At 76.3% G+C, this 1,183-nt stretch carries 1 pseudogene; it reads right to left on the minus strand.

Annotation, left to right across the window (positions count from 1 at the left end):
* Window positions 1-1,183: pseudogene (locus F2B26_RS16345) on the minus strand (hypothetical protein); the annotation flags it as partial.

The raw sequence follows: 1,183 nt of genomic DNA on the forward strand, positions 1-1,183 counted from the left end.
GGCCTGCGCCTCGGACTCGCGCCGCACCTGCTCGGCCTGGGCCAGTGCCGACCGAACCCGGGACTCGGCGTCAGCGGCGTGCGCCTCCGCGTCGGCGATCATCTTCTCGACGTCGGCCCGTGCGGCGGCGTGCGTCTCGGCGTCCTGCCGCTGCGCGGTCTCGTGCGCGGCCGCCACCTGGAGCTCGGTGTCGGCCAGGAGCTGCTCGGCGCGCGAGCGCAGCTCGTCGGCCTCGGCCTTGATCCGGGCGGTGGTGTCCTCCAGCGCCCGCTGGGCCTCGGCGCGCATCCGCTCCAGCTCGAGCCGGGTCTGCTCGCGCTGCTCTGCGTCGGCGCGCCGGGCCTCCTCGAGCAGCTGCTCGGCCTCCCGCTGGGAGCTGGTCCGCAGGTCGGTGGTCTCCTGCTCGGCGACCGAACGCAGGTGCGCGGCCTCGGCGGCGGCACGCTCGCGCAGGGCGAAGGTGTCGCGGTCTGCGGCAGCCCTGGTGCGTTCGGAGTACGACTCCGCCTCGGTCCGGGCCTCGCCGATCTCGCGCTCGGCCACGGTGCGCAGGGCGCTGAGCTCGTCGGCGAGGGCGGCCCGTGCGGCGGCGGCCTCGGTGTCGACCTGGGCCCGCACGGCGGTGGCGTACTGCTCGGCCTCGGCACGCAGCGTGCTCGCCTCGGACGCGACCTGCTGCTGCAGCGCCGCGGCGTCACGCTCGGCGCCGCTGCGCAGCGCGTCGGCGAACTCTTGGGTCGTCGTGCGCAGGGTGGTGACCTCCTCGGCCACGGCCTGACGTTCGGCGGCGATCTCGAGGGCCGCGTTGGACCGGAGCGTGGCGACCGTGCGCTCGGTCTCCTGACGTGTGGCGGCGATCTCGGCGGCCGCCTGCTGGCGCAGCACGAGGACCTCCTCCTCGGTCGTACGTCGCAGGTCCTCGGCGTAGCGCTCGGCCGACGTGCGGGTCTGCGCGGCCTCGGCATCCGTGCGGGCGCGCAGCTCGCTGGTCTCGCGCTCGGTCGTCACGCGCAGCTGCGTGGTCTCGTTCTCGACGGTGGCCCGCAGCGTCCCGAGCTCACGCTCGAGGCTGCCGCGGCGCTCGGCCTCGTCGGACGCGATCTCGCCGGCGATCCGGGCGGCCTCGCGCTCGGCCGACCCGACGAGCTCCTCGGCCCGCTGCGAGGCGGCGGCGAGCGTGGCG

It is taken from the genome of Cellulomonas citrea (assembly GCF_009829685.1).
GTDB classification, from domain to species: Bacteria; Actinomycetota; Actinomycetes; order Actinomycetales; family Cellulomonadaceae; genus Cellulomonas; species Cellulomonas citrea.